A 16,580-nucleotide genomic window follows, 5' to 3' on the forward strand; every position below is an offset into this window, starting at 1 on the left:
AAAAGAACTTGACCATTAAGATCAAGTTCTTTATTGATAAGAGGTATCATTCCAAGTATCAAGAGTGAATGTTTCAAAATCATGGGTTTCAAGAATTGTCAGGCTGGCATTTGCTAAACCACCAGCTTTACGAAGAAGAGGTTCTTTATAGCCTAGAAGAGTACGAAGACTGGCAGTAAGATTAGCTCCATGGCCAACAATTAGAACTTTCTCAGCCTGACTCCTCTTCAGAGATTTGATAAATTGAATGGTACGTTGAGTTGTACTGTAGAGGGATTCCGCTTCAAACATTCTTGTATCAAACTTAGCTAAGTTTGTACGAAAAGCCTTGATTTGTTGTGGGTAGATGGCCTCTAATGTTGCAATTTTTAATCCCTCTAGTTTTCCGAGATGCCATTCACGCAGGTCAGGAATAGTCTCTAAAGGACATTGCGTTTGGAGTTGACTTTGGATAATTTCAGCAGATTTGACCGCTCTTGGTAAATCACTTGAATAAATCTCATCGAAAGGAATATTGCTGAGATATTGACCGAGCGCCTTTAAGGTATCAATAGACTCAGGAAGAAGAGGTGAGTCCCCTCCGGCACCTTGGAAACGTCCTTCAAGATTCCAGATAGTTCGGCCATGACGCACAAAATAGAGTTTCATCAGTTGTTTTCCTCCAAGATATCTGCAAAATCTGCTTTCACAAAGCTAGCCAAGTCTTGTGAAGCAATAATAATACTATGCCCGACTTCCCCAGCAGAGACGATCATTTTGTCTAAATCTAAAGCTGTTTTATCAATAAAAATAGGATAGTTGTGTTTTTGGCGAATGCCGACGGGGTTATTTGCCCCATGAATATAGCCTGTCGTTTTTTCTAGGTCTTTTTGTGGAATCATACTCACTTTTTTATTACCAGAAACCTTTGCTAATTTTTTTTCAGCGAGGTGTTCTGTTATGGGGACGATTCCGATAATTGGGCCTGTCTTGTCCCCCAGCAGAGCCAAGGTTTTAAAGATATGTGTTCGATCATATTCCGAAGGAAGTTCTCCCTCAAGCGCATTGATTTGAATCCCTGTGTGCTCAATTCCTGCTTTGGTCAAGATTTGTTCGACCAAGGTTTTCTTAATCTTAACTTTCTTTGCCATTATTTATACTTATCCTCCAATTGACTCATCCAGATACCAAGCCAAATGCCAAGTGCAAAGAAGAAGGCGATGAGAACATAGCTCACGATGGAAAGTCCAGTGTATTGGATACTTTCAGCACTTCCAGCATTTGGAATCAAAATCAAGAGGGTGCTTGATAGCACAATTCCAATAATAAAGTGATAAACACGGGAGTGGTAGTTGTTCAAGGCATGGTCCATTAATTTTGAAAAAACGATAAGAGTTGCTCCTGCACCAATCCCGATAGGAAGGAAGGTACCAAATAAATCAAAGGTCTTAAAGCCAGTTAGCATTGGAGCGTACAGTCCTAAAATCAAGAGTAGATTTGATGGACTTAAACCAGGCACCAAGACACCAAGAGCTAAAAGAACACCTGCCAAGATGAAACTAGCGAAACTGGCGCTGAGAGATCCAACAACAAAGTTTAGCGCGTAGAGCCCTAGACCTGAAAGGATAAAGGTAGTCCAGAACCAGACTAGGTCAATCTTGTCACGATCAGATTCTCGAGTAGATTCTCTAAGGAGGCCAGGAACTGTACCGATGATAGCTCCAGCAAAGCTCCATAAAACATAGACTTGGTAGTTTTCTAGCAAATACTCAATCGGATAGGAAAACAAACCAATACCTAGCAACATCCCGATAGCTACTGGGATAAAGTATAGGACATTCTCTTTAAAATCCTTAAAGGGATGAGCCAGAAAACTAATCATTCGCTCGTAAATTCCCAAAATCGCTGCTAGAACACCACCAGAAATTCCGGGTAGGATAAATCCTAAGGCGATGACGATTCCTTTGATAACTCTTGCAATCCATGAAAACATATTAGACTCCTCAATTTCATAAATTTCTTTCTCTGTCTTATCAATTATAACACAGACAGCAAAAAAATGAAAAAGCAAGTGAAAAAGTTGCGATTTTCACTTGCTTTATGGTCTTAAAAATAGCTTTCGGAAGGTTTCTTCTTTTTCCTTATCAGTAGAAATGAGATTGATGTCTAGGTGATGTTCAAATCCTGCAATTTTTCCTTTGGAAGTATACTGATGGAGGTCATAGTCTAAATCAGTATTGGGTGTGGACTCAAAGTAGCCTGAGTCTGTCCCATAAGAAGGAATCCAAACAGCGGAGAAATTTTCCGTATTGATGCTATGTTCTTGCATGAAATAAACCCCAACGTAGATCCCGATGTTTTTAGCGCCCAGCGATTCAAGCTTAGCTCGAAAAGCTTCGACTCCGTCATTCATATCTTCCATTGTTTTTTTCTCAACGTCAAGCCAGTAATAACTAGGGTTGTATGGAGAAGCAGAATTGTAGAAAACTTCAGCCGCTTTTTCCATTTCTTCTTTGTTCGTACCAGCTAGATAAGCATAGACGGCTACGGGAACATTGCGCTTTTGAAATTCTAAAATGTGATTTTTATAGGCTTTATCGACTCCGTTGATAAAGGCTGCATCATTTGCTTCCGTGTGTTGAGTACCACTGTGTACGCGAACAATAGCTCCAGAAATATTTTGAGATAAAATATCGTAGTTTATCTCCTCTGGTCTTTGCCAACCAGAAATGTCAATAATGGGTTTATCAAGATTATGCAAGGCCTGATTTTCAACTTGGACAGTGTTGCTTTTTGACTTGACCGAATGATCTTCATAAGCTGGTTTATTAAAGATTAAAATAGCTATAACAATGGTGAATAGACTAAAAATAATAGCTGGATGAATCTCTTTTCTCATATCTAATTAGTTTAACGTAAATAGATAAAAAAATCAAAGAAAACGTTGAAAAGATGAATGAACTAGCATGTTTTCCCCTATTTCTCTGTTTGTTTACTCCTAAGGAAGTAAATTATGGTATAATATAAGGGAATTTTTACAGAAAAGAGAATAGTATGTCAAATTATGCCATTATCTTAGCAGCGGGTAAAGGTACTCGCATGAAATCAGATCTTCCAAAGGTACTTCATAAGGTAGCAGGAATTTCGATGTTGGAACATGTTTTTCGTAGTGTTGGTGCTATTCAACCCGAAAAAACAGTTACGGTAGTGGGACACAAGGCGGAGCTAGTTGAGCAAGTATTGGCTGGTCAGACAGACTTTGTCACTCAATCGGAACAACTAGGAACTGGGCATGCCGTTATGATGGCAGAGCCTATTCTCCAAAATCGCTCTGGGCACACCTTGGTTATTGCTGGAGATACTCCTCTGATTACAGGTGAAAGCTTGAAAAACCTCTTGGATTTCCATATTAATCACAAAAATGTGGCGACTATTTTAACGGCTGAAGCAGCGGATCCTTTTGGGTATGGTCGTATCGTCCGTAACGATAACGCTGAAGTTCTTCGTATTGTTGAGCAGAAAGATGCTACAGACTTTGAAAAGCAAATTAAGGAAATCAATACAGGAACTTATGTATTTGACAATGAACGTCTTTTTGAGGCTCTTAAAAACATCAACACCAACAATGCCCAAGGTGAGTATTATATTACTGATGTGATTGGTATTTTCCGTAATGCAGGTGAGAAGGTTGGCGCCTATACTCTCAAGGATTTTGATGAAAGTCTTGGGGTAAACGACCGTGTGGCTCTTGCCACTGCGGAAGCAGTGATGCGTCGCCGTATCAATCAAAAACATATGGTTAATGGTGTTAGTTTTGTCAATCCAGAAGCAACTTACATCGATGTTGATGTCGAGATTGCTCCTGAAGTCCAAATCGAAGCCAACGTTACCTTGAAAGGTCAAACGAAGATTGGGGCGGAAACTGTTTTAACAAATGGAACTTATATCGTGGATAGCGCTATCGGAGCTGGAGCTGTGATTACGAATTCCATGATTGAGGAAAGTACAGTTGCAGATGGTGTGACAGTCGGTCCGTATGCTCATATTCGTCCAGGCTCAAGTCTAGCTTCCCAAGTTCACATTGGAAACTTTGTTGAAGTAAAAGGATCTTCAATCGGTGAAAATACCAAGGCAGGTCATTTGACCTATATCGGAAACTGTGAAGTGGGTAGCCATGTTAACTTTGGTGCAGGTACGATTACAGTTAACTACGACGGGAAGAATAAGTACAAGACGGTCATTGGCAATAATGTCTTTGTTGGATCAAACTCAACTATCATTGCTCCAGTGGAACTTGGTGATAATTCACTAGTTGGAGCTGGTTCAACGATTACAAAAGATGTTCCAGCTGACGCCATTGCTATTGGACGTGGACGTCAAGTTAATAAAGATGAATATGCATTACGTTTGCCTCATCATCCTAAGAATCAGTAGGAGTCTATCATGGAATTTGAAGAAAAAACGATTAGCCGGAAGGAAATCTATCAAGGTCCTATTTTTAAGCTAGTGCAAGATCAGGTGGAACTACCAGAAGGGAAGGGAACTGCCCAACGTGATCTGATTTTTCACAATGGAGGAGTATGTGTTCTAGCTGTGACAGCTGAGGATAAAATCGTCCTTGTTAAGCAATACCGAAAAGCTATTGAAGCCATCTCTTATGAAATTCCTGCTGGTAAACTGGAACTTGGTGAAAATGCAGATCCCATGTCGGCGGCCCTTCGTGAATTGGAGGAGGAGGTTGCCTATACAGGTAAGTTAGAGCTTCTATATGATTTCTACTCTGCTATTGGTTTTTGTAATGAAAAATTAAAACTTTACCTCGCAAGAGATTTAACTAAGGTGGAAAATCCTCGTCCGCAAGATGATGATGAAACCTTGGAAGTTCTAGAGGTCAGCCTTGAGGAAGCAAAAAACTTAATTCAGTCTGGCCATATCTGTGATGCCAAGACGATTATGGCAATCCAGTACTGGGAATTGCAAAAGAAATAGAGGAGTAGCCCATGGGAAAACCTTTGTTAACAGATGAAATAATCGAACGTGCCAATCGTGGGGAGAAAATCTCCGGGCCACCTCTTCAAGATGATGAGGAAACTAAAATTTTATCAACTTCTTCACAAAACTTTGGTTATTCACGTTCTAGAGACTATAATTCTATTCAAGATACTTTAACAATTGAAGTAGAGCCAACGATTCATAAGAGCCGTCGCATTGAGAATACTAAGAGGAATGTTTTTAACTCGAAACTAAACAGAATCTTATTTACAGTCATCCTTCTCTTGATTTTACTTGTGTTGGCGATGAAACTTTTGTAATAGAAAAGGAAATAAAATGAAAATTGGAATCATTGCAGCAATGCCAGAAGAGCTCCTACACTTGACTCAGAATTTAGATAGAGCGCAAGAAGTCCAAGTCCTCGGAAATACTTACTACACTGGCACTGTTGGAAAGACAGAAGTTGTTCTGGTTCAGAGTGGGATTGGAAAGGTCATGTCAGCTATGAGTGTAGCGGTGTTAGCTGACCATTTCCAAGTGGATGCCGTTATCAATACAGGATCAGCAGGTGCAGTTGCAGAAGGGATTGCCGTTGGAGATGTAGTGATTGCGGATAAATTGGCTTACCATGATGTGGATGTAACTGCTTTTGGCTATGCTTATGGTCAGATGGCTGGTCAACCTCTTTACTTTGAATCCGATAAGAACTTTATCGCTAGGATTAAAGAGAATTTATCTCAATTAGAACAGACCTGGCACCTAGGCTTGGTTGCTACAGGGGACAGTTTTATAGCTGGAGATGATAAGATTGCTAGTATCAAATCCCACTTTTCAGATGTTTTAGCAGTTGAAATGGAAGGGGCAGCGATTGCACAGGCAGCTCAGGCTCTTGGCCTACCTTTCTTGGTCATTCGTGCCATGAGCGACAATGCCAATCACGAAGCTTCTATCTCTTTTGATGAGTTTATCATTGAAGCTGGACGTCGTTCTGCCCAAGTTCTACTGGCCTTTTTAAAGGCTATGGATTAAGCGGAAATTTGACAGTTTATCTAGCTTATGATAAGATTTAAGTAAAGAAAAGCTAGAAAACGTTTCAGAGGATATTATGAGTATTGAAATGACCGTCAGTGAGATTGCAGAGGTCCTAGGACTCTCTCGTCAAGCAATCAACAATCGTGTCAAAGAACTTCCAGAAGAGGACACGAAAAAAAATGACAAAGGTGTAACTGTAGTTACTCGAAGTGGCTTAATCAAGCTAGAAGAAATCTACAAAAAAACGATTTTTGAAGATGAACCAGTCAGTGATGATGTTAAACAACGCGAACTGATGGAAATCTTGGTCGACGAGAAGAATGCTGAAATTCTTCGTTTATATGAGCAGCTCAAGGCCAAAGACCAGCAGTTAGCAGAAAAAGATGAACAGATGCGTGTTAAAGATCGACAGATTGCTGAAAAGGACAAACAATTGGACCAACAGCAACAATTAACTCTTCAAGCTATGAAGGATCAAGAAAGTTTGAAACTAGAGTTGGACCAAGCAAAAGAAGAAGTTCAAGCTACCAAAAAAGGCTTTTTTGCTCGCTTATTTGGAGGAAAATAAAGAAGCTGTTTGGGTTATTCACTAACCTGATAGCTTCTTTTATTATTTATGGTTTAAATTGAGTCGGAACTGAGGTAAAAGATGGAAAAATTAAGAGATTATATTGCCTTTGATTTGGAGTTCAATCAATACGAAGGGGTTACCCATTTAATTCAAGTATCAGCAGTTCGCTTTCAAAATGGTCAAGAAATAGGTGCCTTTGATTCTTATGTTCATACTACAGCACCTTTGAAGAGTTTTATCAATGGCTTGACTGGAATCACAGCCGAAACCTTAAAAGATGCGCCAATGGTGGAACAAGTTTTAAGGGATTTTCAGATTTTTGTTGGCAATTTACCTATGGTTGGATACAATGCGGCCAAAAGTGATTTGCCTATTCTCTTGGAGCACGGTATCGATTATCGTGACCAGTATAAAATTGATCTATATGATGAGGCTTTTGAACGGCGTAGTTCTGACTTACACGGGATAGCTAATCTTAAATTACAAACTGTTGCGAATTTTTTAGGCTTTCACGGGAAGTCTCATAATAGTTTAGAGGACGCCCGCATGACGGCGCGTGTTTACGAAGCCTTTTTGGAATCGGATGAAGGAAAGCTATTATTAGAAGACCAGAGTAGTTTTTCTATGAATCCCTTTAATAGCTTAGACTTATCTCAATTTTTAGACTAGGAGTGCCTATGAAACCTGAAAAACCTAAAAAGCTAGGTTTTAGGAAAATTTACTATAACCTAGATAAAATACTATTTCTATTTTTCTTGATATTTATGATGGTTGAGTTTGTCTGGCTACCATTAAATTCATGGATTGCTGGCATTCTTCTGAGACAAACAGGTTACTTGTTTATCTCCTACAATAACTTTTGGGCGATTATACAAGGCTCGCCTTTTATCAGTTTAGCCTTTCTCATTTTAATAGTAATCAATCTTTTAGTGGCTTATTTTCAAATCTGTCTTTTGTTTATCGGGGCGCGTCACCTTCTCTACCATGAAAAGAGAACCCTGATTGAATATAGTCGAAAAGTCTTTCACCAGAGCTTTCTATTTGTCAAACGATTGAGCTTTTGTAAGATGGCCTTTGTCTTTTTTTACATTGCTTTGCTTTTCCCTTTTATTAGGAAAATTTTAAAAATCTACTATCTCAATAAGATTATTATCCCCGATTTTATCGTTACATATCTAGAAGATAAGAACTGGCTAGTAGGGCTGTTGATCATAGCATCCGCTTGGATTTTTCTCTACATTTCTGTTCGCTTCATGTTTGCCCTTCCTAAGATACTCTTTGAAAGAAAGACAGTAAGAGAAAGTGTGAAATATAGTCTCCAAAAGACGAAGAAAAACGTCCTTTTCTTCTCTTGGCATCTCCTACTCATTATCATTAAAACCTATCTCTTCTTCTTTGTCTTGTTAATTCCCTTGCTCTTTGCTCAGGCGGTAATGGATAATTTTACTCAAAAAGAATCCTTGATTCTTGGTGTGATTAATTTTATCTTGATTAAAAACCTCCATTACATGACTCTGACTTATTTCCTAGTGAAGTTTGTTTCCTTCCTGACGGGAGAAGAGTTGGAGATCATGCCAAGGCGAAAAAAAGATCATCTGATGAGATGGGGTGTCATGGGGTGTGCAAGTATCTTTTTTGCTTTAGAAGGTTATATCTATCTGGAGTCTCCGGACACCAATACACCTTTAGTGATTTCGCACAGAGGAGTAAGTAATAAAAATGGTGTTCAAAATACGGTACAGTCTTTAGAAAAGACAGCCCAACTAAAACCAGACCTCGTCGAGATGGATGTGCAAGAAACGAAAGACGGTCAGTTCGTGGTGATGCATGACGCTAACCTTAAATCGCTAGCAAGAATTAATGCTACACCGCAAGACTTAACTCTGGATGAATTAACAAATACAGATATTTACGAGAATGGCTATCAAACAAAGATTTCAAGTTTTGATGATTATTTAGAACGCGCAAATGCTTTAAACCAAAAATTGCTGATTGAGATTAAAACCAGTAAAAAAGATAGTCCACAAATGATGGACCATTTTCTCGAAAAGTATGGAGCGACTATTAAGAAATATGGCCACCAGATGCAGTCACTAGACTATCATGTGATTGATAAGGTCTTGGCTTATGATTCTGAAATTCCAGTATACTTCATTCTGCCATATAATAGTGTGTTTCCAAGAACCAAGGCGACTGGCTATACCATGGAGTATTCAACTTTGGATGAATACTTTGTCAACAAGCTCTGGACAACAGATCAGAAACTATATGTTTGGACTGTGAATAGTTCTGAGTCCTTTGATAAGGCAGTCAGACTTGGAGCAGATGGCATGATAACGGATGATCTTGAAATGGTCCAGTCACAAGTCACAATGGCTCAAGATGATCCGGAATACACGGAATTACTCTTAAAGAAAGCAATGGAATTCTTTGATTTCTAAGAAAAAAAGAGAAACAGATGTTTCTCTTTTTTTGTGGATTAGAAAGGCAATTTTCCAGCGAAAGCACCTAGTTTCTTCTTAGTAGTTTCATCAATTTGTTCAAGAGCAGCGTTAATCGCTTGAACAGTCATGTCAGAAAGGGTTTCGAGATCTTCTGGATCTACAACTGCTGGGTTGAAGTCAATGCTGACAACTTTTTTGTCTCCAGTCAGAGTTGCTTGGACAAGGTCCTGAGCTGATTTTCCAACAAATTCCATGGCAGCGAGTTCTGCTTGACTTTGTTCCATTTGTTTTTGAAGTTTTTGTGCTTGGCGCATCATGTTCTGCATGTTCATCATAGCGGTTTATAGTTTCCTTTTTCTATTATTTTCTTTTTTATTTTACCAATTTTAGGAGCAAAAGTCTAACAATAGTTTAAAACATCGTAGAGATTGCTTTCTTAAATTTACAAAAATGGATGCCAAAATTTTCCTAGCTTTTCTTTGTATTTCTAAAAATATGTTTAAGTTTTCTTTAAGGTTTCTATTATATTCTAAAGAACTCTATATTAACCGAACGTTGAATGGATAATATAGAGGATAACCTATTTTTATTTCTTAATTTGTTATGGTCTTTACAGATTTAGTAATACATTGTTCACTTTTTACCTTAAATGGTGTGTTGATTAGACTAAATGACGCTCTGTCTTTTCTTCATGATGGAGACAGATTGTGATATAATAGATGGTAATGAGTTTTTTAGAATAAACTAAAGGAGAATATAAATGATCTATGCAGGAATCCTAGCCGGAGGAACTGGCACACGCATGGGAATCAGTAATTTACCAAAACAATTCTTGGAGTTGGGTGATCGTCCTATTTTGATACACACAATTGAAAAATTCGTCTTAGAACCAAGTATTGAAAAAATTGTAGTTGGAGTTCATGGAGACTGGGTGTCACACGCTGAGGACCTAGTTGACAAGTATCTTTCTCTCCACAAGGATCGCATCATCATTACCAAGGGTGGTGCTGATCGCAATACCAGTATCGAGAAGATTATTGAAGCTATTGATGCCTATCGTCCAATCACTCCAGAAGATATTGTGATTACCCACGACTCTGTTCGTCCTTTTATCACACTTCGCATGATTCAGGACAATATAAAACTGGCGCAAAATCATGATGCGGTTGACACAGTAGTAGAAGCAGTTGATACCATTGTTGAAAGTACTAATGGTCAGTTTATCACGGATATTCCAAATCGTGCTCACCTCTATCAAGGTCAAACACCTCAGACATTCCGCTGCAAGGATTTCATGGATTTGTATGGTTCCCTATCTGACCAAGAAAAGGAAATCTTGACGGATGCATGTAAGATTTTTGTTATCAAAGGAAAAGACGTTGCCCTAGCTAAAGGGGAATATTCAAATCTTAAAATCACAACTGTGACAGACTTGAAAATCGCGAAAAGCATGATTGAGAAAGACTAATGCTATGATTAATCAAATTTATCAACTGACCAAACCAAAGTTTATCAATGTAAAATACCAAGAAGAGGACATTGATCAGGAGAATCATATCCTTATTCGTCCAAATTATATGGCGGTTTGTCATGCAGATCAACGTTATTATCAAGGGAAACGCGATCCAAAGATTTTGGCTAAAAAGCTTCCAATGGCCATGATTCACGAGTCTTGTGGAACTGTTATTTCCGATCCAACTGGGACTTATGAAGTTGGTCAAAAGGTAGTTATGATTCCCAATCAACCGCCTATGCAGAGTGACAAGGAGTTCTACGAGAACTACATGACAGGAACCTACTTCCTATCTAGTGGTTATGATGGCTTTATGCGAGAATTTGTCTCTCTTCCAAAAGACCGAGTCGTTTCTTATAATGATATCGAAGATACAGTTGCTGCTATCACCGAGTTTGTAAGTGTCGGTATGCATGCCATGGATCGATTCCTGCATCTTGCTCATAGCAAGCGAGAGCGCATTGCTGTTATCGGAGATGGTAGTTTGGCCTTTGTGGTTGCCAATATTATTAATTATACCTTGCCAGAAGCAGAGATTATCGTCATTGGTCGCCATTGGGAAAAACTGGAGCTCTTCTCTTTTGCAAAAGAGTGCTACATTACTGATAATATTCCAGAAGATTTGACCTTTGATCATGGATTTGAGTGTTGCGGTGGTGATGGTACAGGCCCAGCTATCAATGACTTGATTCGCTATATTCGTCCGCAGGGAACGATTCTCATGATGGGAGTAAGCGAGTACAAGGTTAATATCAATACACGAGATGCTTTGGAAAAAGGATTGTTATTAGTGGGATCGTCTCGCTCTGGACGCATCGATTTTGAGAAGGCTATTCAAATGATGGAAGTTAAAAAGTTTGCGAATCGTCTGAAGAATATCCTTTATGTTGAAGAGCCTGTGAGAGAAATCAAGGACATTCACCGTGTCTTTGCTACAGACCTTAATACTGCTTTTAAAACAGTATTCAAGTGGGAAGTGTAGAAGATGGAGGTTAATTGTGGAGAAACTCATCAAAGAAAAAATTTCTTCTTTACTATCTGATGAAGAGGAAGTTCTCAGTGTTGAACAGCTGGGAGGCATGACCAACCAAAACTATTTGGTCAAAACAACCAACAAACAGTATATTGTGAAATTTTTTGGTAAAGGGACTGAAAAACTCATCAATCGTCAAAATGAAAAGTATAATCTTGAACTTTTAGAGGATTTAGATTTAGATGTTAAAAATTATCTCTTTGATATTGAGTCAGGGATTAAAGTAAATGAGTACATCGAATCAGCAGTAACTCTTGATTCAACATCAATTAAGTCCAAGTTTGAAAAGATTGCACCAATTTTACAAACCATCCACGCTTCAGGGAAAGAATTAAGAGGAGAATTTGCTCCTTTTGAGGAAATCAGCAAATATGAATCCTTGATTGAGGGACCTATCCCTTATGAAAACTATGAAGCTGTAAGAAAAGATGTATTTTCACTAGAAAAGAGATTGGCTGATTTGGGTGTTGATAGAAAGTCCTGTCACATCGATTTGGTACCAGAAAACTTTATCGAGTCACCACAAGGTCGTTTGTATTTGATTGACTGGGAATACTCTTCTATGAATGACCCGATGTGGGATTTGGCAGCTCTTTTCTTAGAGTCTGAATTTACAAAGCAAGAGGAAGATGATTTCCTTTCCTACTATGAAAGTGACAAAACGCCTGTATCACGTGAGAAGATTCGTATCTATAAAATCTTGCAAGATACTATCTGGAGTTTGTGGACAGTGTACAAAGAAGCTCAAGGGGCTGATTTTGGAGATTACGGTGTCAATCGTTACCAAAGAGCTGTCGAAGGTTTGACTTATTATGGAGGTTAGGATGAAGAATAAAAATGGTGTTTCCTTTGGTCTGCTCTCTGGTATCTTCTGGGGATTAGGTCTAACGATTAGTGCTTATATCTTTTCAATTTTTACAAATCTTTCACCCTTTGTGGTGGCTGCTGCTCATGATTTCTTGAGTATCTTTATCTTGTTAGCTTTTCTTTTGGTAAAAGAAGGAAAAGTTCGTCTCTCGATTTTCTTAAATATTCGAAATGTAAGTGTAATTATCGGAGCTTTACTAGCAGGACCAATAGGTATGCAGGCCAATCTTTATGCGGTTAAATATATCGGTAGTTCTCTAGCTTCATCTGTATCAGCTATTTACCCAGCAGTTTCAGTTTTACTAGCCTTCTTCATTTTGAAACACAAGGTTTCAAAGAATACAGTATTCGGTGTTTTCTTGATTATTGCAGCGATCATTGCTCAAACTTACAAGGTTGAACAAGTAAACTCGTTTTACATTGGGATTCTTTGTGCCCTTATCTGTGCCATTGCCTGGGGGAGTGAAAGTGTTCTCAGTTCCTATGCTATGGAAAGTGATTTAAGTGAAATTGAAGCCTTGTTAATCCGACAAGTAACCTCATTCCTGTCCTATCTTGTGATTGTGCTCTTTTCTCACCACTCATTTGCAGAAGTGGCAGATGGGCAGTTACTAGTCCTTTTGATTGTCTTTGCAGCCTTTGATATGATTTCCTACTTAGCTTATTATATCGCTATTAATCGTTTGCAACCTGCGAAAGCGACAGGTTTGAATGTGAGCTATGTAGTTTGGACTGTCTTATTTGCAGCTATTTTCTTAGGTGCACCGCTAGATATGCTGACAATTATCACTTCACTTATTGTTATGGCTGGTGTTTATATTATTATTAAAGAATAAAGGAGATTCATGTGAAAGCGATTATTTTAGCAGCGGGATTAGGAACTCGTCTGCGCCCTATGACTGAAAATACCCCAAAAGCTTTGGTTAAGGTTAATCAAAAACCTTTGGTAGAATACCAAATCGAGTTTTTGAAAGAGAGAGGAATTGATGAGATTATCATCGTTGTCGGTTACCTCAAAGAACAATTTGACTACCTAAAAGAAAAATATGGTGTCCGTTTAGTCTTTAACGACAAGTATGCTGATTACAATAACTTTTACTCACTTTATCTAGTAAAAGAAGATTTGGCTAACAGCTACGTCATCGATGCAGATAACTATCTTTTCAAAAATATGTTTCGAAACGATCTTAAACGTTCTACCTATTTTAGCGTTTATCGTGAAGACTGTACGAACGAGTGGTTCTTGGTTTACGGTGATGACTACAAGGTCCAAGACATTATTGTTGACAGCAAAGCTGGTCGCATTTTGAGTGGGGTTTCATTCTGGGATGCTCCAACTGCTGAGAAGATTGTTGGCTTTATTGACAAAGCTTACGAGAGTGGTGAATTTGTTGATCTCTACTGGGACAATATGGTTAAGGATAATATCAAAGAATTAGATGTGTATGTTGAAGAATTAGAAGACAATAGCATTTATGAAATTGATAGTGTAAAAGATTACCATAAGTTAGAAGAGATTTTATCTACTATTGAGTAAGGAAAGAGAAGAAGGCTTGAGCCTTCTTTTTTTGTAGATTTTAAAACAGAAATGTTTGATATTGATTATATTCTTGAAACAAAACAAAAATTACAAAAAAATGAACAAAATGAAACAAAAAATATTGACAACGATTTCATATAGTGTTATACTTATACCATAAAAGATAATTGAAAGAAGGGAAAAGGTTATGGGATTAGATCATTTCTTTGACAAAAACCTGGTGTTTTGCTTAGAAGCGGATAATCAAGAACAACTTTTTAATCAGGTGGCAACCTTATTGGAAGAACGAGAAATCGTTACTCCAACTTATCGTGAAGCCTTGATCGCGCGTGAGAAGTCATTTCCAACTGGTTTAGATATGGAATTTTTGGGGAAAGATTTACCAAATGTGGCTATTCCTCATACAGATATTGTTCATAATCTAGCTGAGAAAGTAGTGGTTGTTCGATTAGAAAAACCAGTAACTTTTCACAACATGATTGCTCCTGATAGAGAGGTCGAAGTTTCACTGCTCTTCTTTATCATTAACAACTCAAGTTCCAGTCAAACGAATATTCTGGCTCAGTTGATGGATTTCTTTACAGGGAAGGATCATCTAGAAGATTTATCAAAAATTTCTGAACCAGAAAAACTTTATGCTTATATTGCTGAAGCAACAGCTTAATCTTGTCTATTAAAATATAAAATCGGAGGAAATCCAAATGATTAAAATTCTTGCTGCCTGCGGTGCAGGTGTTAACTCAAGTCACCAAATTAAAAGTGCTCTAGAAGAAGAACTCTCAAATCGTGGTTATGACGTTCACTGTGATGCAGTCATGGTGAAAGATGTAAACGAAGACCTTATCAAGGGCTACGATATCTTTACTCCAATCGCTGCAACTGACCTTGGTTTTGAACCAGGAATTCCAGTAATTGAAGCTGGACCAATCTTGTTCCGTATTCCAGCGATGAGTGCTCCAGTATTTGACAATATTGAAGCAGCTATCAAAGAACATGGACTAAGCTAATTCATTCTTTATCTTGTTAACATTCATATAACTTAGAAAAACGGGAGGAACTATTATGGATGTCATTATCAATCTGGCCAACGATATCTTCAAACCTATCTTGGCTATGGGTGGCCCTATCATCATGCTGATCATTTTGACAGTATTGGCCCTACTTTTTGGAGTGAAATTCTCCAAAGCGCTTGAAGGTGGTATCAAACTTGCCATCGCCCTTACTGGTATCGGTGCCATCATCGGTATGCTCAATGGAGCTTTCTCAGCATCACTTGCGAAATTCGTTGAAAATACTGGTATTCAATTGAACATCACTGACGTTGGTTGGGCACCACTTGCTACCATCACTTGGGGATCTGCTTGGACACTTTACTTCTTGCTTGTGATGTTGATTGTCAACGTTGTGATGCTTGCAATGAAGAAAACAGATACACTTGACGTTGATATCTTCGATATCTGGCACTTGTCAATCACTGGTCTTTTGATCAAATGGTACGCAGACAACAATGGAGTTAGCCAAGGGGTTTCACTTTTCATCGCAACTGCAGCAGTTGTCCTTGTAGGTATTTTGAAAATCATCAACTCTGACTTGATGAAACCAACATTCGACGACCTTCTTAACGCACCAAGTTCATCTCCAATGACTTCAACTCACATGAACTACATGATGAACCCAGTTATCATGGTTTTGGATAAGATTTTTGATAAAGTATTGCCTGGTCTTGATAAATACGACTTTGACGCTGCAAAATTGAACAAAAAAATCGGTTTCTGGGGATCTAAATTCTTCATCGGTTTCATTCTTGGTATCGTTATCGGTTTGATGGGAACTCCACATCCAGTTGCTGGAGTAGAAGAAGCAGCATCTTGGGAACTTGTTATTAAAGGTTGGTTGAGCCTTGGTTTGACTGCCGGTGTCAGCTTGGAGCTCTTTTCACTTATCGGATCTTGGTTCATCGCAGCCGTAGAACCACTTTCACAAGGTATTACAAACGTTGCTACTAAACGTCTTCAAGGACGTAAATTCAACATCGGTCTTGACTGGCCTTTCATCGCTGGTCGTGCTGAAATCTGGGCTTGTGCCAACGTACTTGCTCCAATCATGCTAGTAGAAGCTGTACTTCTTTCTAAAGTCGGAAATGGTATCTTGCCACTTGCAGGTATCATCGCAATGGGTGTAACTCCAGCTCTCTTGGTAGTTACTCGTGGTAAATTGCTCCGTATGATTATCTTTGGAACTCTCTTGTTGCCACTCTTCCTTCTTTCAGGTACACTTATTGCACCATTTGCAACTGAACTTGCTAAAGGTGTGGGTGCCTTCCCAGAAGGTGTGAGTCAAACTCAATTGATTACTCACTCAACTCTTGAAGGACCAATCGAAAAACTTCTTGGTTGGGCAATTGGTAATGCCACAACAGGTGATATTAAAGCAATCCTTGGCGCAGTAGTCTTCCTTGTATTCTATGTAGGTATCTTTGCTTGGTATAGAAAACAAATGATTAAACGTAATGAAGAATACGCAGCAAATGCTAAATAATTCGCTCCTATAAAATGTAAATTGTGAAAACTAGGTTGTCAGTTTCCTAATGGGGAGTGACAGCCTAGTTT

The 16,580-nt window shown here is 38.6% G+C and carries 20 protein-coding genes; 15 read left to right on the forward strand and 5 right to left on the reverse strand.

The window, feature by feature from the left end; all coding sequences use genetic code 11:
- Nucleotides 1-30: 30 nt before the first annotated feature.
- The 4 genes from PG086_RS04265 to PG086_RS04280 form a co-directional block, all read right to left on the reverse strand.
- Nucleotides 31-648 (reverse strand): histidine phosphatase family protein, encoded by a 618-nt coding sequence (locus tag PG086_RS04265; protein ID WP_270747902.1) that lies wholly within the window; start codon nucleotides 646-648, stop codon nucleotides 31-33.
- Nucleotides 648-1,130 (reverse strand): aminoacyl-tRNA deacylase, encoded by a 483-nt coding sequence (locus tag PG086_RS04270; protein ID WP_270747903.1) that lies wholly within the window; start codon nucleotides 1,128-1,130, stop codon nucleotides 648-650. The genes PG086_RS04265 and PG086_RS04270 overlap by 1 nt, the downstream gene beginning before the upstream one ends.
- Nucleotides 1,130-1,972: a DUF368 domain-containing protein gene (locus PG086_RS04275; protein ID WP_270747904.1), complete on the reverse strand. Its 843-nt coding sequence runs from the start codon at nucleotides 1,970-1,972 to the stop codon at nucleotides 1,130-1,132. The genes PG086_RS04270 and PG086_RS04275 overlap by 1 nt, the downstream gene beginning before the upstream one ends.
- 105 nt (nucleotides 1,973-2,077) lie before the next feature.
- On the reverse strand, nucleotides 2,078-2,878 hold the full coding sequence (locus PG086_RS04280) for a glycoside hydrolase family 25 protein (protein WP_247946546.1): 801 nt from the start codon (nucleotides 2,876-2,878) through the stop codon (nucleotides 2,078-2,080).
- A 155-nt stretch (nucleotides 2,879-3,033) separates the two neighbouring features.
- Here PG086_RS04280 and glmU point away from each other — a divergent pair, with 155 nt between their 5' ends.
- From glmU to PG086_RS04315, 7 genes are all read left to right on the forward strand, one after another.
- Nucleotides 3,034-4,413 (forward strand): bifunctional UDP-N-acetylglucosamine diphosphorylase/glucosamine-1-phosphate N-acetyltransferase GlmU, encoded by a 1,380-nt coding sequence (gene glmU / locus PG086_RS04285; RefSeq protein WP_084851941.1) that lies wholly within the window; start codon nucleotides 3,034-3,036, stop codon nucleotides 4,411-4,413.
- Nucleotides 4,414-4,422: 9 nt separating this feature from the next.
- Entirely contained in the window at nucleotides 4,423-4,968 is a 546-nt protein-coding gene (locus tag PG086_RS04290) for an NUDIX hydrolase (RefSeq protein ID WP_000393800.1), read from the forward strand.
- 11 nt (nucleotides 4,969-4,979) lie between these two features.
- Nucleotides 4,980-5,291, forward strand: coding sequence for a cell wall synthase accessory phosphoprotein MacP (gene macP / locus PG086_RS04295; protein WP_000517856.1), 312 nt, complete (start codon nucleotides 4,980-4,982; stop codon nucleotides 5,289-5,291).
- Between the two features lie 16 nt (nucleotides 5,292-5,307).
- On the forward strand, nucleotides 5,308-6,000 hold the full coding sequence (locus tag PG086_RS04300) for a 5'-methylthioadenosine/adenosylhomocysteine nucleosidase (RefSeq protein ID WP_247916834.1): 693 nt from the start codon (nucleotides 5,308-5,310) through the stop codon (nucleotides 5,998-6,000).
- Nucleotides 6,001-6,076: 76 nt separating this feature from the next.
- Nucleotides 6,077-6,571 (forward strand): chromosome segregation protein RocS, encoded by a 495-nt coding sequence (gene rocS, locus PG086_RS04305; RefSeq protein WP_000021249.1) that lies wholly within the window; start codon nucleotides 6,077-6,079, stop codon nucleotides 6,569-6,571.
- A gap of 81 nt (nucleotides 6,572-6,652) precedes the next feature.
- Entirely contained in the window at nucleotides 6,653-7,243 is a 591-nt protein-coding gene (locus PG086_RS04310; protein WP_084940745.1) for a 3'-5' exonuclease, read from the forward strand.
- 8 nt (nucleotides 7,244-7,251) lie between these two features.
- Nucleotides 7,252-9,015, forward strand: coding sequence for a glycerophosphoryl diester phosphodiesterase membrane domain-containing protein (locus tag PG086_RS04315; RefSeq protein WP_061588143.1), 1,764 nt, complete (start codon nucleotides 7,252-7,254; stop codon nucleotides 9,013-9,015).
- 38 nt (nucleotides 9,016-9,053) lie between these two features.
- On the opposite strand, the gene PG086_RS04320 is transcribed toward PG086_RS04315, so the two are convergent.
- Nucleotides 9,054-9,353: a YbaB/EbfC family nucleoid-associated protein gene (locus tag PG086_RS04320; RefSeq protein ID WP_000981516.1), complete on the reverse strand. Its 300-nt coding sequence runs from the start codon at nucleotides 9,351-9,353 to the stop codon at nucleotides 9,054-9,056.
- A 425-nt stretch (nucleotides 9,354-9,778) separates the two neighbouring features.
- On the opposite strand from PG086_RS04320, the gene PG086_RS04325 reads away from it, so the two are divergent.
- The 8 genes from PG086_RS04325 (at nucleotide 9,779) to PG086_RS04360 (ending at nucleotide 16,509) form a co-directional block, all read left to right on the forward strand.
- Entirely contained in the window at nucleotides 9,779-10,486 is a 708-nt protein-coding gene (locus PG086_RS04325; RefSeq protein ID WP_000638514.1) for a 2-C-methyl-D-erythritol 4-phosphate cytidylyltransferase, read from the forward strand.
- 4 nt (nucleotides 10,487-10,490) lie between these two features.
- Nucleotides 10,491-11,513 carry a ribitol-5-phosphate dehydrogenase gene (locus PG086_RS04330; protein WP_247916833.1) on the forward strand — a complete coding sequence of 341 codons (1,023 nt, stop codon included), beginning with the start codon at nucleotides 10,491-10,493 and terminating at the stop codon, nucleotides 11,511-11,513.
- Between the two features lie 16 nt (nucleotides 11,514-11,529).
- Entirely contained in the window at nucleotides 11,530-12,387 is an 858-nt protein-coding gene (locus PG086_RS04335; RefSeq protein WP_000413085.1) for a phosphotransferase family protein, read from the forward strand.
- A gap of 1 nt (nucleotide 12,388) precedes the next feature.
- Nucleotides 12,389-13,267 carry a DMT family transporter gene (locus tag PG086_RS04340; RefSeq protein WP_070535240.1) on the forward strand — a complete coding sequence of 293 codons (879 nt, stop codon included), beginning with the start codon at nucleotides 12,389-12,391 and terminating at the stop codon, nucleotides 13,265-13,267.
- An 11-nt stretch (nucleotides 13,268-13,278) separates the two neighbouring features.
- Complete coding sequence (locus PG086_RS04345) at nucleotides 13,279-13,968, forward strand: sugar phosphate nucleotidyltransferase (protein WP_084851962.1); 690 nt, start codon at nucleotides 13,279-13,281, stop codon at nucleotides 13,966-13,968.
- Between the two features lie 190 nt (nucleotides 13,969-14,158).
- Complete coding sequence (locus PG086_RS04350) at nucleotides 14,159-14,635, forward strand: PTS sugar transporter subunit IIA (protein WP_000521983.1); 477 nt, start codon at nucleotides 14,159-14,161, stop codon at nucleotides 14,633-14,635.
- Nucleotides 14,636-14,672: 37 nt separating this feature from the next.
- The gene (locus PG086_RS04355; protein ID WP_000590551.1) at nucleotides 14,673-14,978 is read left to right on the forward strand and encodes a PTS sugar transporter subunit IIB; all 306 of its coding nucleotides are present in this window, start codon (nucleotides 14,673-14,675) and stop codon (nucleotides 14,976-14,978) included.
- 55 nt (nucleotides 14,979-15,033) lie between these two features.
- Entirely contained in the window at nucleotides 15,034-16,509 is a 1,476-nt protein-coding gene (locus PG086_RS04360; RefSeq protein WP_000382525.1) for a PTS galactitol transporter subunit IIC, read from the forward strand.
- The last annotated feature ends 71 nt before the right edge of the window (nucleotides 16,510-16,580 follow it).

Source organism: Streptococcus halitosis (assembly GCF_027691175.1).
In the GTDB taxonomy this organism is placed as follows: Bacteria; Bacillota; Bacilli; order Lactobacillales; family Streptococcaceae; genus Streptococcus; species Streptococcus halitosis_A.

Coding starts and splice junctions, on each gene's coding strand:
- PG086_RS04265 (WP_270747902.1), bottom strand. CDS start 648: ATGAAACTCTATTTTGTGCGTCATGGCCGAACTATCTGGAATCTTGAA.
- PG086_RS04270 (WP_270747903.1), bottom strand. CDS start 1,130: ATGGCAAAGAAAGTTAAGATTAAGAAAACCTTGGTCGAACAAATCTTG.
- PG086_RS04275 (WP_270747904.1), bottom strand. CDS start 1,972: ATGTTTTCATGGATTGCAAGAGTTATCAAAGGAATCGTCATCGCCTTA.
- PG086_RS04280 (WP_247946546.1), bottom strand. CDS start 2,878: ATGAGAAAAGAGATTCATCCAGCTATTATTTTTAGTCTATTCACCATT.
- glmU (WP_084851941.1), top strand. CDS start 3,034: ATGTCAAATTATGCCATTATCTTAGCAGCGGGTAAAGGTACTCGCATG.
- PG086_RS04290 (WP_000393800.1), top strand. CDS start 4,423: ATGGAATTTGAAGAAAAAACGATTAGCCGGAAGGAAATCTATCAAGGT.
- macP (WP_000517856.1), top strand. CDS start 4,980: ATGGGAAAACCTTTGTTAACAGATGAAATAATCGAACGTGCCAATCGT.
- PG086_RS04300 (WP_247916834.1), top strand. CDS start 5,308: ATGAAAATTGGAATCATTGCAGCAATGCCAGAAGAGCTCCTACACTTG.
- rocS (WP_000021249.1), top strand. CDS start 6,077: ATGAGTATTGAAATGACCGTCAGTGAGATTGCAGAGGTCCTAGGACTC.
- PG086_RS04310 (WP_084940745.1), top strand. CDS start 6,653: ATGGAAAAATTAAGAGATTATATTGCCTTTGATTTGGAGTTCAATCAA.
- PG086_RS04315 (WP_061588143.1), top strand. CDS start 7,252: ATGAAACCTGAAAAACCTAAAAAGCTAGGTTTTAGGAAAATTTACTAT.
- PG086_RS04320 (WP_000981516.1), bottom strand. CDS start 9,353: ATGATGAACATGCAGAACATGATGCGCCAAGCACAAAAACTTCAAAAA.
- PG086_RS04325 (WP_000638514.1), top strand. CDS start 9,779: ATGATCTATGCAGGAATCCTAGCCGGAGGAACTGGCACACGCATGGGA.
- PG086_RS04330 (WP_247916833.1), top strand. CDS start 10,491: ATGATTAATCAAATTTATCAACTGACCAAACCAAAGTTTATCAATGTA.
- PG086_RS04340 (WP_070535240.1), top strand. CDS start 12,389: ATGAAGAATAAAAATGGTGTTTCCTTTGGTCTGCTCTCTGGTATCTTC.
- PG086_RS04350 (WP_000521983.1), top strand. CDS start 14,159: ATGGGATTAGATCATTTCTTTGACAAAAACCTGGTGTTTTGCTTAGAA.
- PG086_RS04355 (WP_000590551.1), top strand. CDS start 14,673: ATGATTAAAATTCTTGCTGCCTGCGGTGCAGGTGTTAACTCAAGTCAC.
- PG086_RS04360 (WP_000382525.1), top strand. CDS start 15,034: ATGGATGTCATTATCAATCTGGCCAACGATATCTTCAAACCTATCTTG.